Origin of the sequence: Dyadobacter frigoris, assembly GCF_005280585.1 — a bacterium.
Classification (GTDB): domain Bacteria; phylum Bacteroidota; class Bacteroidia; order Cytophagales; family Spirosomataceae; genus Dyadobacter; species Dyadobacter frigoris.
This window is the reverse complement of sequence record NZ_SZVO01000015.1, coordinates 166581-179127: the sequence shown is the minus strand read 5'-3', so window position 1 is coordinate 179127 and position 12547 is coordinate 166581. Positions and strand designations below refer to the sequence as shown.

The 12547-nt window shown below is 40.3% G+C and carries 10 protein-coding genes and 1 tRNA gene; 8 read left to right on the top strand and 3 right to left on the bottom strand.

Annotated elements, in window-relative coordinates:
• Positions 1-287 precede the first annotated feature (287 nt).
• A complete protein-coding gene (locus FDK13_RS27055) occupies positions 288-2135 on the top strand; it encodes a MutS-related protein (protein WP_137343142.1) in 1848 nt (615 codons plus the stop codon).
• Positions 2136-2201: 66 nt separating this feature from the next.
• Here FDK13_RS27055 and FDK13_RS27050 read toward each other — a convergent pair whose 3' ends face one another.
• On the bottom strand, positions 2202-2660 hold the full coding sequence (locus FDK13_RS27050) for a hypothetical protein (RefSeq protein WP_137343141.1): 459 nt from the start codon (positions 2658-2660) through the stop codon (positions 2202-2204).
• Between the two features lie 595 nt (positions 2661-3255).
• Between FDK13_RS27050 and FDK13_RS27045 the strand changes: the two genes are divergently transcribed.
• The 3 genes from FDK13_RS27045 (at position 3256) to FDK13_RS27040 (ending at position 5749) form a co-directional block, all read left to right on the top strand.
• On the top strand, positions 3256-3810 hold the full coding sequence (locus tag FDK13_RS27045; protein WP_137343140.1) for an antirestriction protein ArdA: 555 nt from the start codon (positions 3256-3258) through the stop codon (positions 3808-3810).
• Positions 3811-3968: 158 nt separating this feature from the next.
• On the top strand, positions 3969-4142 hold the full coding sequence (locus FDK13_RS35585; RefSeq protein ID WP_170982928.1) for a hypothetical protein: 174 nt from the start codon (positions 3969-3971) through the stop codon (positions 4140-4142).
• 44 nt (positions 4143-4186) lie between these two features.
• Positions 4187-5749 (top strand): recombinase family protein, encoded by a 1563-nt coding sequence (locus FDK13_RS27040; protein ID WP_137343139.1) that lies wholly within the window; start codon positions 4187-4189, stop codon positions 5747-5749.
• On the opposite strand, the gene FDK13_RS27035 is transcribed toward FDK13_RS27040, so the two are convergent.
• Together FDK13_RS27035 and FDK13_RS27030 are read right to left on the bottom strand one after the other, a co-directional pair.
• A tRNA-Leu gene (locus FDK13_RS27035) sits at positions 5715-5798 on the bottom strand. The two genes, FDK13_RS27040 and FDK13_RS27035, sit on opposite strands and share 35 nt — an antisense overlap.
• A gap of 116 nt (positions 5799-5914) precedes the next feature.
• A complete protein-coding gene (locus FDK13_RS27030) occupies positions 5915-7159 on the bottom strand; it encodes an ABC transporter permease (RefSeq protein ID WP_137343138.1) in 1245 nt (414 codons plus the stop codon).
• A 238-nt stretch (positions 7160-7397) separates the two neighbouring features.
• On the opposite strand from FDK13_RS27030, the gene FDK13_RS27025 reads away from it, so the two are divergent.
• From FDK13_RS27025 to FDK13_RS27010, 4 genes are all read left to right on the top strand, one after another.
• The gene (locus FDK13_RS27025; protein ID WP_137343180.1) at positions 7398-8660 is read left to right on the top strand and encodes an asparagine synthetase B; all 1263 of its coding nucleotides are present in this window, start codon (positions 7398-7400) and stop codon (positions 8658-8660) included.
• Positions 8661-8838: 178 nt separating this feature from the next.
• The gene (locus FDK13_RS27020; protein WP_137343137.1) at positions 8839-10089 is read left to right on the top strand and encodes an efflux RND transporter periplasmic adaptor subunit; all 1251 of its coding nucleotides are present in this window, start codon (positions 8839-8841) and stop codon (positions 10087-10089) included.
• Entirely contained in the window at positions 10086-11534 is a 1449-nt protein-coding gene (locus tag FDK13_RS27015; protein ID WP_137343136.1) for a TolC family protein, read from the top strand. Before FDK13_RS27020 ends, FDK13_RS27015 begins: the two co-directional genes overlap by 4 nt.
• A 286-nt stretch (positions 11535-11820) precedes the next feature.
• Complete coding sequence (locus FDK13_RS27010; RefSeq protein WP_137343135.1) at positions 11821-12483, top strand: ABC transporter ATP-binding protein; 663 nt, start codon at positions 11821-11823, stop codon at positions 12481-12483.
• Positions 12484-12547 lie beyond the last annotated feature (64 nt).

The window sequence follows — 12547 nt, the reverse complement described above, 5'->3', positions numbered from 1 at the left end:
AAATAGAAACATTAATTCTTTGATAAAATTAAAAGGATTGTTATGCTTGCAAAAAGGACGAAATGAAAAGCCAGAGCTTTCAGTTTTGGTTGTTCAATTATGAGCTTTTTACTTGATTGGAAAAACACCTGTGTCTATTTTATTGCATGAGCTTTCAATAATCTCAATTACATATAAAATGCTCGTTTTGCTATCGGCTGGATATTCCGGAGCATCAACGGAATATCCAATCGGCTAATTTGTCGGCAAAAAAATAATATAATTTTGGATTAAAAATTACACTTATAATGGACAAATACAAAAGTAATATTCTGGAATATAAATCATCACTTGCAATATTATCTAAAAGTTTGGAGCGACTTTCCACAATTAGATTACTTATTTTCATTTTCTCAACAATACTTATCTACTTTTTTGCAAATGAGGGCTTATTGACTTTGCTTTTAATTACTGTTCCATTAGGCGCGCTTAGTTTTGGGATAATAATTAAACGACATAAAAAGGTCGCTTTCGAAAAAAAGCACGTTACTTTTTTAAAAGAAATAAATGAAGCCGAAATATTGAGATTGGAGAACAAATTATCAGAATTCCCATCAGGAGAGAAATTTGTCGATCCAAATCATTCATATGCTGCTGACTTGGATGTCTTTGGTAAGTATTCCATCTTCCAGCTTTTAAATCGAACGACAACAGAATCGGGTTATTCATTATTGGCCGAATGGCTAAAAGAATCGGCTTCAAGAGAAATTATTGCCGAACGACAGGCCGCAATCCAAGAGCTCACTCCTAAATTGGACTGGAGACAAAATTTTCAGGCATCTGGTATGCATTATACGTATAACAAAAGTGAGTACAATAAACTGGTAAGTTGGGTAGAGGAGCCTGGGCAATTACTTACAAATCAAACCGGATATTTCATATTATGTATTTTTCTATCCATCTTATCAACCATAGCAACTGGTTATTTTCTTTTGAATATACTTTCAACCAGCTGGTTGGCAGCAATGATCCCTTTTATAGTTACTTTTCTTCTCAATTTGTTTGTTTCGAGAAAATTGAAACCGATTGCAGGTGAAATCATTGAAAATACTCAGCATAATGTAAAAATATTAGGCGCATACCGATCGATTATTAGTTTGATTGAAACGGAAAAATTTAATTCCAATTTACTACTGAGGTTGCAATCATCTCTAAGTCTAAATTTTTATTCAGCAGCTAACGAAATTAATAGATTAAGGGTAATATTGGAAACCCTTCAACTCAGAGGTATAAAAGGAGAGTCCATGCAACGAAATATTATTTACTCTGTTTTTAATGTTCTTTGGCTTCTTGATATTTATTGGATTATTTTAACAGAGAAATGGAGAGGTAGAAACAGAGCTCATCTAAGATCTTGGGCGTATACCGTGAGTGAATTTGAGGTCTTGAATAGTTTAGCTGGTTTTTCTTACTCCAATCCCACATATAGTTTTCCAGAAATTAAACAGGAGCCTTATAATATGCATTTCGAAATGCTTGGGCACCCATTAATAGATCATAGAAGCAGGGTTTGCAATGATTTTAATTTGACGGGGAGAGGAGAGATTGTCATGATTACTGGTTCGAATATGGCTGGTAAAAGTACTTTTTTAAGAACTTTGGGTGTGAACCTTGTCTTGTCGTTAATGGGAGCACCATGTTGTGCTAAATTGGCCTATGTATCTCAAATGCATTTATTTACTAGTATGCGCACTCAGGATAATCTGGAAGAAGGTGTGTCTTCCTTTTACGCCGAGTTGAAGAGAATAGAACAGCTATTGAAACTAATAAAGGATGGACAGGCAATATTTTTTCTTTTAGATGAAATGTTTAAAGGAACTAATTCTGAAGATCGTCATAGAGGTGGGTTCTCACTGATTAAGCAATTAAAGGATCTTAATGCCTTTGGAATTATTTCAACCCACGATTTGGAGTTAGCAAAATTGGCAGGAAAGCATCATATTGTTAATAACCGCAGTTTTAATAGCGAGATTCAAGAAGGTGAAATGATTTTTAATTATGGTTTATCAGAAGGTATATGTAGCGATTTTAATGCAAGCGAATTAATGAGGAGAAGTGGAATTAACATTATTTTCAATATGGAAGAAGGGTGGTGATTATCCATATGCATATAATAATGACTAAATTGGTCAATGGTTAACCGTAGATGGATAAGTTGATTCTTAGTTATAATGGGTCCGTGAAGATTCACTTTCTACATGCACAAACGCCCAGCTTCCTTCTCCCTTAGGCACTAAATGTTTTATTAAGGTATATTCAGCCGTGGATATATCCAATGAGACCAAATCCTCCGAACCGTTGGGGTTGGCCCTGATAAATTCTTTGGGGGGAGTTGCCCTGGCATCCCGGTAATACATGGGAACTCCTTTGGAAAAGGCTTCTCTATGAAGATTTGTGATGACTTTTGCAGCTCTGTCATTGGTCTGCTGCGAAGAAAGGCCATTTGGTAAGAGCTCCTGTAGGGCCGGTTCTGATTCCTGCTGTTTGAACAAAAGTTCATCCAAATAACTCAAAAAATGTGAGTCGGTTTTGAGATCTCCTTTAAGTCCCTCTATATCCTCAATCGGTATGAAAAGACCCAAAAGTCTCCCATTCTCATATCTCAATTCCTTAACAGCCATACCTTCCTGTTTATAGTTACTTTACAAATTTAATGATTTGGCCTGTAAAAACTATCCGTTGCGAAGTAATCCTGTTTTCGGTTAGAGAAAATTAACTCGATGAGAATGCGAAATTTCGGATACTGAAGTTTATTTCCTTCTTGATGAAGTGTAGGTACTCCCAAAAAGAAAAGCTGGGGTGGCAACCTGTGGCGTATTCAATTTCGGCGTGCTTTCGCTGTTTGAATATAATATTGCCAGGTAAGGACAAAAACGGGATTGGAAACTGCTTGAAAACGATAAAAATATTGAAAAGGTAACCTGGCTAACTTTAAATTTCATTGCATAAAAACTTCTCGAAGGATTGAGCTGCAATGTCTAAAAGCTTTAAGAAAAGCACCAGCCACAGAGGTTGTCAGTCAATGCAACGAAAGTTACAAAGCAAAAAATGACGGCTTCAAGCCCAATCGGCTATTTACCGCGGCTTAGTGCCGCTCCTTAAACCGCCGCTTACACTTGCACCCGAGGGGATAAACCCCGTCATTTTTTCTTTGAGCGGAGGCAGCGATTGCCCTGAGCACAACGCCGGGCTAAGCTACTTTAACGTCTTTTAATCATGAAAAATCTAGAAAATGCTCCTAAAATTTATGTTGGAACTTACGGGCAGTATAACGATGGTTCGCTCTTCGGAAAATGGTTTGATCTTTCAAATTATACTGATACCAAGGAGTTTTACAAAAACTGCTACGAATATCACCGAAACGAATTTTTGCCAGAGCTCATGTTCCAGGATTGGGAGAATATCCCTGATTTTCTGATTTCAGAATACAGTCTGCATGAAGACACATTTAAATACTTTGAAACCATAGATGAAATGGGCGAAGAACGTGCGAAAGCTTTTGAGATTTACTGTTCAAGCATCGTATCATGGCCATTGAACGGAAATGATCTGGATGAAACCCGGCAGGAATTTGAAGATGCTTATCGAGGTTATTTTTCGGGATCAATGAAGGGCCCAGAGTTAGAATTTATATATCAGTACATTGAGGAATCAGGGATGTTGGCAGATGCACCAAAGCTCCTAAAAAGATATTTTGATTATAAATCCTTCGCAAAGGACCTGTTTTTAGACGGCTATTCACAGTACGAAGGTCATGTTTTTAGGGACTGATTATTAAACGGCACGGTCTGATTTAGGCAGATCAGACCGTGTCTAATTATAAAAAAGCAGAAATTAGATTCTTTTTATTCCGGAAAGTATCGCCGGAACATCTTGCTGGGCATCAAAGATTATTTTCCGGCATGTTGAGCTAAAACATGGTGAGCAAGATGGAGGCGTTAGAAACAGAGAAAGTGTCCCCGCATAAAGCGATGGAAGTTCTAAGGTGTGAAGGGCTGGAGGTAACAGAAAATCAGGCTAAGAAAATCTTGGAGTTTTTGGAAAAATTGGCTAATATAGCAGTAAGTCAATGTCTTAAAGATTTAAAAGAGGATGTTTTGTAACAGAATCTTATTTGCTAAATTATTTATGATGTAATGGTATTGAGATGAAAACGGCAGATCTATATGTCCGAGTCAGCACGGACGAGCAGGCAGATAAAGGATACTCTCAAAGAGGGCAGGAGGAAATGCTCAGAAAGTATTGTGGCATTAACCATATAGAGGTTAGAAAGGTGATCTATGAAGACCATTCGGCCAAGACCTTCAACCGCCCCCAATGGTCACAGTTGCTTCTGGACCTGAAAAAATCAAAAGGCAAGGTGGATCTGGTTCTCTTTACCAAATGGGACAGGTTCAGCCGCAACGCGGGCGATGCCTACCAAATGATCAGTATACTCAGACGGTTGGGTGTGGAACCGCAGGCCATTGAGCAGCCGCTGGATCTTTCTATTCCGGAAAATAAAATGATGCTGGCCTTTTACCTGGCTGCACCCGAAGTGGAAAATGACCGGCGGGCACTCAATACTTTTCACGGTATGAGAAGGGCAAAAAAGGAAGGCCGGTATATGGGTGTAGCTCCGGTGGGTTACATAAATAAAATAACAGAAAGCGGCAGAAAATACATTGCACTGCAACAGCCGCAGGCATCCGTCTTAAAATGGGCCTTTGAAGAGTTGGCGCAAGGTATATACTCGGTAGAAGAAGTCAGAAGACAAGCTGTTCGTAAAGGACTTAGATGCAGCAAAACCTGTTTTTGGCGAGCAATTGAAAACCCGCTTTATTTTGGTAAGATATTCATACCTGGTTACAAGGATGAAGAAAGCCGGTTAGCGCAAGGACAGCATGAAGCGCTCATATCCGAAAACCTGTTTTACGAAGTACAGGATTCGATTGACGGAAAAAAGAAGAGGCAGCGGCCGAATGTGAAAGAAATGTCAAATGATATGTTTCCATTACGGGGTTTTCTGAAATGTCCTAATTGTCACAGGCTATTAACGGCAAGTGCTTCGAAAGGCAGAAACAGCAGGTATCATTATTATCATTGTGTGGCCTCCTGCGGGCCAAGATATGCTTGTGGCCGGGTCAATGATCAGTTTGTAAAAGAGCTTCAAAAGTTTAAACCCCACAAAGGTGTGACGGAGCTTTTTAAACTGATTGTAAACAAAGCTTTCAAAGGGCAGACAAAGAATTCGCAAGGTGAGAAGAAAGAAGTACTTGTACAAATCGATGTGCTGAACAACAAACTAACTAAGGCAAGAGAGCTTTTGTTGACCTGTGATATTGATCCAAAAGACTACCGGACGATGAAAGCTGAAATAGAGGAAAAGCTTGCGCGGTTGGAAGCCAATTTATCGGAGATGACAACAAGCGGGAACAGTCCTGTAAACCTTGAAAAAATGTTGGATAAGGCAGTGAGTGCACTATCAAACATTGACCTTGTCTACACAAGATCAGACACAAATCAGAAGCGTGAGATCATTGGTTCGATATACCCCGAAAAACTGGTGTTTTCAGAAAGTGGATATCGAACCACAAAAATTAATGAAGTAGCAGCTCTTATCTTTCAGATAAACAATGACTTAGGGCAAGAAAAAAGCGGGACTTTTGATGATTTCTCTCAAAAGTCCCGCTTTGTACCCGGAGCCGGAGTCGAACCGGCACGAGTGTAACCTCATTGGTGTTTGAGACCAACGCGTCTACCAATTCCGCCATCCGGGCATTGTGTTGTGTTGGGAGTGCAAAAGTAGGGAGAAAATCAGATTAACCAAACATTGTTTGAAAAATATTTTGAATAAATTTTCGATGTTTGAAATGGCATAAATTTTCTGCGACTATTACTCATAACGCAGCGCTTCGATAGGGTCTAAGCGTGAGGCTTTTATGGCCGGGTAAATTCCGGAAAGTACTCCCACCACCACGCAGACAACAATTCCCAAAGCCATCCACGCCCAGGGAATAACAAATGAACTTTCAGAGCTTATCGAGTTAGAAATCACATTTCCGATCAAAATCCCTAGAAATAATCCGGCAATGCCGCCGATAATACAGACCACAATGGCTTCTATTAAAAACTGAAAACGGATCACACTTGGTGTTGCGCCAAGGGATTTCCGGATCCCGATTTCCCTCGTCCGCTCAGTAACGGAAACCAGCATAATGTTCATCAGCGCTATGGATGCACCCAATAAAGTGATAATTCCTATACCAAAACCACCGATTCTTAGATAGCCTGTAATATTTTCAAAATCTTTTGCCATAGCATCCGCACGCTCCACAACGAAGGAATCTTCATTTCCGAGCCTGTCGTTGCGTATGCGCCGCATCAATCCTCTGGCTTCTTCCAGAATAATGTCGCCGTCAGAAATTTTCGAAGTGGATGCGGTAATGTTATAAGTTAATGTCCGGTTTGCTGCCAGTCCGCGTCCGTTATCGAGTGGAATTATCATGATCCTGTCGGCATCATTTCCTCCGCCCATGGATCCCTTTTTTTGGAGTATGCCAATAACTTTATATTTGGAACCCATAAAGGTGATTTCCTTATTCAAAGGATCCAGATCGCCGAAAAGATTCCGGGCAATTTCCTGTCCAAGCACCACGACATTCAATGAGTTTTCCATGTCGTTTTTATTCATATTCCGGCCAAAATCGATCTTGTAACCGTTGATGCCAAGATATTGTTCGTCCGTACCAATAACATTGCTGTTTGGGTTGGTTTTTTTTGAACGATAATTAGCCTGAATCGCACCGCCGATGCTGGATGATAGGGATACCGTTCCTCCAAAATCGTTTCGGAAACGCTGTGAAAATTCACTGGCTTCGCGGTAATTAATTACCGGATATCGCTTTCCACGTCTACCGCCATTCCGGAAATTATCTTCTTCGTGATTTTTAACTGTAAAGGTATTGGCACCCAAATCCGCAAAACTGCTGTTAACAGAATTCTGAATACCTTCAATGGCCGTTAAAATACCTACCAGAGACGTTATGCCAATAGCAATAATAAGCGCGGTAAGTACAGTCCGAAGCAGATTTGACTGTATGGAACGTAAGCCTTCGTCTACATTTTCCCTGATATTCATTATATAATTATGCGTTACGTACCATATTTTGTTTAAATTACGTTAAATCAGACAGAATATAAGCGTTGGAAAGCGTATATTTCGTTATGAATCTGATGAAGCGTTTTCGTGTTTTAAACCAAAGCTTTATTCACGGATCTGGCCTGATTTTAAACTTGTAATGAGGTTGCTTTGGAAAAAAGAAACCTGTTTTTATTAATACGTAAAGCTGCACATGATGCGTGAAAGAATCAAACCAATGGTACGGCTCTTTGCCCCGTTTATCATTTTTTTAGGAATTTCTGCCCAGAGTTTTGGGAACAGACTGTTGATTCCGATGGATGATTCGCAAAAAAACCATTTAAAGGCCTACGGAATCGCTTACTGGATTCTGAAAAGTTATGAAATGGAAATGGACTGGCTGCTGAATTACCGTGGAGGGAGTTTTATGGTAGCTTACAACCAACAATTCGCTTCTGAAATGACCGTGCGGGGTGTAAGTTTTGAAGTAATTTCGGAAGGACAGGCCGGTAAAATACTGAGTGATATCAGTGCGCCGGATGTTAATATGGATGCCGTTAAATTACAAAAAGCACCGAAAGTAGCCGTTTATTCTCCCAAGTCAAAATCGCCCTGGGATGATGCGGTGACGCTGGTTTTGACCTATGCAGAAATTCCGTACGATGTGGTTTATGATGATGAAGTTTTAAATGGAAAATTGCCGGAATATGACTGGCTGCACTTGCATCACGAAGATTTCACGGGACAGTTTGGCAAGTTTTTTCAATACAAAGATCATCCGTGGTACCGTGAGCAAAAGCGCGAAGCAGAAGGCGTAGCTGAGAAATTCCAGTTTGCCAATGTACCACAAATGAAACTGGCCGTAGCTAAGAAAATTTCTGCTTTTGTAACGGGCGGAGGTTATATGTTTGCAATGTGTAATGCGACCGATACGTTTGACATTGCCTTGGCCGCTGACGGACTTGATATCGTGGAAGCGATGTATGACGGAACGCCGGCAGATCCGACAGCCAACAGCAAACTCCATTATGAAAACACATTTGCTTTTCAGAACTTCAAAACCATTCCTTATCCTTATGAAATCGAGTTTTCGGATATTGACAGTCAGGTTGAAGAACGCGGATTGAATGAATCAAATGATTTTTTCTCTCTTTTCCAGTTTTCTGCAAAATGGGACCCGGTACCAAGTATGCTGACGCAAAATCATCAGACAATCATTAAAGGTTTCTGTGGACAAACTACTGCATTTAAAAACCGTTTTGTGAAACCGGAAGTTGTTGTTTTGGCGGAAAATAAACAATTGCAGGAAGCCAGATACATCCACAGTACGCATGGAAAAGGATTTTTCACTTTCTATGGCGGCCATGATCCGGAAGATTATCAGCACAGAGTAGGCGAGGAGCCAACCGATTTAAATCTGCACCCGAATTCAGCCGGTTATCGTCTGATTTTGAATAATATTCTTTTCCCGGCAGCGAAGAAGAAAAAAATGAAGACCTGATATTGCTTTAATTCTTCCTGTTCGTAAACAAACAAACCGTGCCATATCGCACGGTTTTTTCTTTGTTATAAATTGATAAATATTTGATATATAGTGAATTGTATTTTGGCATAATGTTGTGAATAAAAAGGTATAGTTAGCCATGAAAATGAAATAATCATATCTTAAAAATTTACAAATGGATAGGGAAGTTGAACCGCTGTATGTTCAAAAACAAAATAACCGGCGCTGGATTGTTGGAGTTGCGGTCATTATCGCTATCGCAGCGGGAATTTATCTACTTCGCAGGTCTTTGCAGGGAACGATAGAAGCGTCCAGGATTAGAACCGCGGCCGTCGAAACGGGGGATGTGGAAAATACCATTACGGCGTCAGGAGAAATTATTCCAGCTTATGAACAAATTATCACTAGTCCAATCCGGGCGAGTATCCGTCGGATTTTAATTAATCCGGGAACGCCTGTATCGCCCGGACAAGCCATTGTTGATCTTGACAAATCACTGACTGAAATTGAACTGGAAAAGTTTCAGAATCAGCTAGCTTTAAAACGAAATAGCATTGAACAGCTGCGGATGAAATTGAATAAAAATCTTTTCGATGCGGAAATTAATGATAAAATTAAATCACTGAATATCAATAAACTCAGAGCTGATTTTGAAGATGCAAAACGTTTGCAGAAAGTAGGCGGCGGTACCGGCGAAGATATTACCCGGGCAGAAAATGAGCTGAAAATCGCTGAACTTGAAAAAAAACAACTTGAAAACGACCTCTCCTATAACCGGGAATCAATGGGCGCAAGCTTGAAAGAAACCGAACTGGGCGCGCAGATCGAAGGAAATAATTTGAAAGAACTTTCGCACAAACTGAAAATGGCGGATATCGTCGCTGACCGAAAAGGTGTTCTTACCTGGGTTAACGACAATATTGGTTCGTCGGTGAATGAAGGAGAAATGCTGGCCAAAGTTGCAGATCTGGGAAGTTTTAGAATTGATGGTTCATGCTCGGACGTATACGCTGATCAGGTTAAGTCGGGATTGTCTGTAATTGTCAAATTGAATGAGACAATATTGCGCGGACAGATTTTTCAGGTAAAGCCTTCTATCAAAAACGGTATCATCGAATTCGTCGTGCAGCTGGATAATTCCAAGAATGAATCATTGCGGCCCAACATGAAAGTGGAAGTTTATATCATTACAAACCGGAGTTTGAAAACACTGCGCGTAGCCAACGGGCCCACTTTTAATGGTAAGAGAAAACAATTTGTCTATATAATGAAAAACGGCATTGCATACCGCCGGGAAGTGGAAATCGGGCTATCAAATTTCGATTATGTTGAAATAAAAAGAGGGGTACAGAAGGGCGAAAGCGTTGTTTTGTCTGACATGAGCCAATTTGAAAATCTGGAAGAAATCTCAATTAAACAGCCATGAAAAAGAGATATTTCTACCTTTTGATAATCATTTTTGCTCCGCAGTTTGTCAAAGCGCAAGTCCAGCATATTTCTCTGACGGAAGTCGTGCAACAGGCCAGGGAACAATCTGTGGCCTCGAAGCAAGCAGTAACTTCAAAGAAAACGAATTATTGGCAGTACCGGTCTTTTATGGCGGATTTTAAACCGCAGCTGAGTTTGAATGGAACAATTCCGGGTTTTACCAATTCCTATATTCAGGTAGTTCAGCCGGATGGAACGGTTTCATTTCAATCAGTTTCCTACAATAATTCTGTGGCGAATCTTTCTTTGAATCAAAGTATAGCACTTACTGGCGGTACCATTTATGTACAGCAGCAAATGCAGCGTTTTGATAATTTCGCGGGAAATACCACAAGCTACAATGGTATTCCTTTTGAATTTGGAATTACGCAGCCATTATTTCGCTTCAATGCAATGAAATGGAACCGGAAAATTGAGCCTTTGAAATATCAGGAAGGAAATCAGCAATATATTGCTTCACTGGAACAAGTCGCGTTGGACGCAACCGGACTGTATTTTGACCTTTTGGTTGCTCAGGTTAATTTACAAATCGCCGGGAAAAACAGAAGTAACAACGACACACTTTACAAAATTGCGGGCCATAAACTGGAACTGGGCAAGATTTCCCAAAACGATTTATTACAGCTTCAAATGGGACTTTTAACCGCTCAAAAAGATCTGGCTTCTGCACAGCAGGCAGCAGCCGTTGCGTCACTCAAACTAAAAATGTTTTTGAGTTCAAGAGATGAGCGGGAACTGGAACTGGAAATTCCGATGGAAAAGGATGAATTTACTGTCAATCCGCAACTTGCTTTGGATCAGGCTTTTTTGAACAGGTCAACTGCAATTTCTTTTCGCCGCAGATTGCTGGAAGCAGAACGTGATGTGGTTCAGGCAAAACAGGAAAATGGATTAAATGCGTCTCTCAATGCTACATTTGGATTATCAAATCAAGGATCGCGACCGGGAGAAATTTATGTAAAACCGCAGGATCGCGAATTTGTAGAACTGCAATTTACATTACCCATTATGACCTGGGGGCGTAATAAAGCAAGAACAGAAGTTGCGAAAGCGAATAGAGAATTTGCACAGCAGTCTGTTGAACAAGATAAACTGACTTTTGAACAGGAAATTTTCACGCAGGTAACGCTTTTACAAATGTTACAAAAACAGGTCAAATTGACAAAACTTGCGGACCAGATTGCTGCGAATCGCTATCAAATAGCCCAGGACCGTTTTATATTAAGTAATTTAAGTGTAACGGATCTTGGAATCGCGATGCAGGAAAAAGACAGAGCCAGGCGGGATTATATTTTAGCATTGCGTGATTATTGGCAATCATATTACACATTAAGATTATTAACATTATATGATTTTGAAAATGATCAGCGGTTGAATGGGTAGGGACGACCCTTGTGGTCGCCCTTTTTGCCAATGGAGGCCGTCGGCCGAAATAGGCCAACGCCGGTAGCCTGGATGTCGCTGATGGGAATCGGCTAAATGTTGCCAGCGAGAATCGCCCCAACGTTACCAACGCCAAGCGATGTCCAAATAAATTTTCGCCCAATCCAGATTCGAGGCTCGGAACGGGCGACCACGAGGGACGCCCCAACAGTCGCCCGAAATAAATAGCCGAAATAAAATATTAGAAAGAATTCAGAAAAATATTAACCCCAAAACCATAACAGCCATGATCAAATTACAAAACGTTGAAAAAGTTTACCGTACCAGTTCAATAGAAACCCTGGCCCTCAACAACATTAACATTAATGTTAAAAAAGGAGAATTCGTATCCATAATGGGTCCTTCGGGTTGCGGGAAAAGTACGCTCCTTAACATCATCGGATTGCTGGACGCACCGTCAAAAGGAATTATTGAAATTGACGGATTGAAAGTTGAGAAATTTCATGACAAAGAACTGGCACATTTAAGAAACCAGAAACTGGGTTTTATTTTCCAGAGTTTCCATTTGATCAATGATCTTTCCGTTGTTGATAACGTAGAAATTCCTCTGTTATATCGTAAAAGCAACGCAAAACAACGTCGGGAATTGGCAGAAGAAGCATTAGAAAAAGTTGGATTATCTAACCGGATGAAACATTTTCCCAAGCAATTATCAGGCGGACAAAAACAGCGTGTAGCGATCGCCCGTGCCATTGTTGGAAAACCTGAAATAATTCTTGCCGACGAGCCTACGGGAAACCTCGACAGTGCTATGGGAAACGAGATCATCAGCATTCTCCAAAATTTGAATGAAAACGGCGCAACAATCGTGATGGTAACACACGATGATGCCATGGCGAAAAGAACACACCGCCTGATCCGATTATTTGACGGAACGCAAGTACTTTAATTTGAATGATTGAATGAGAGAATGTGACGGCATATCGAAAATATTCTATTATTCTCTCAATCTA

Excerpts from the sequence above, each read along its gene's own strand:
- FDK13_RS27055 (WP_137343142.1), top strand. The coding sequence starts at position 288 with ATGGACAAATACAAAAGTAATATTCTGGAATATAAATCATCACTTGCA.
- FDK13_RS27020 (WP_137343137.1), top strand. The coding sequence starts at position 8,839 with ATGGATAGGGAAGTTGAACCGCTGTATGTTCAAAAACAAAATAACCGG.
- FDK13_RS27050 (WP_137343141.1), bottom strand. The coding sequence starts at position 2,660 with ATGGCTGTTAAGGAATTGAGATATGAGAATGGGAGACTTTTGGGTCTT.
- FDK13_RS27015 (WP_137343136.1), top strand. The coding sequence starts at position 10,086 with ATGAAAAAGAGATATTTCTACCTTTTGATAATCATTTTTGCTCCGCAG.
- FDK13_RS27025 (WP_137343180.1), top strand. The coding sequence starts at position 7,398 with ATGGTACGGCTCTTTGCCCCGTTTATCATTTTTTTAGGAATTTCTGCC.
- FDK13_RS35585 (WP_170982928.1), top strand. The coding sequence starts at position 3,969 with ATGGAGGCGTTAGAAACAGAGAAAGTGTCCCCGCATAAAGCGATGGAA.
- FDK13_RS27030 (WP_137343138.1), bottom strand. The coding sequence starts at position 7,159 with ATGAATATCAGGGAAAATGTAGACGAAGGCTTACGTTCCATACAGTCA.
- FDK13_RS27045 (WP_137343140.1), top strand. The coding sequence starts at position 3,256 with ATGAAAAATCTAGAAAATGCTCCTAAAATTTATGTTGGAACTTACGGG.
- FDK13_RS27010 (WP_137343135.1), top strand. The coding sequence starts at position 11,821 with ATGATCAAATTACAAAACGTTGAAAAAGTTTACCGTACCAGTTCAATA.
- FDK13_RS27040 (WP_137343139.1), top strand. The coding sequence starts at position 4,187 with ATGAAAACGGCAGATCTATATGTCCGAGTCAGCACGGACGAGCAGGCA.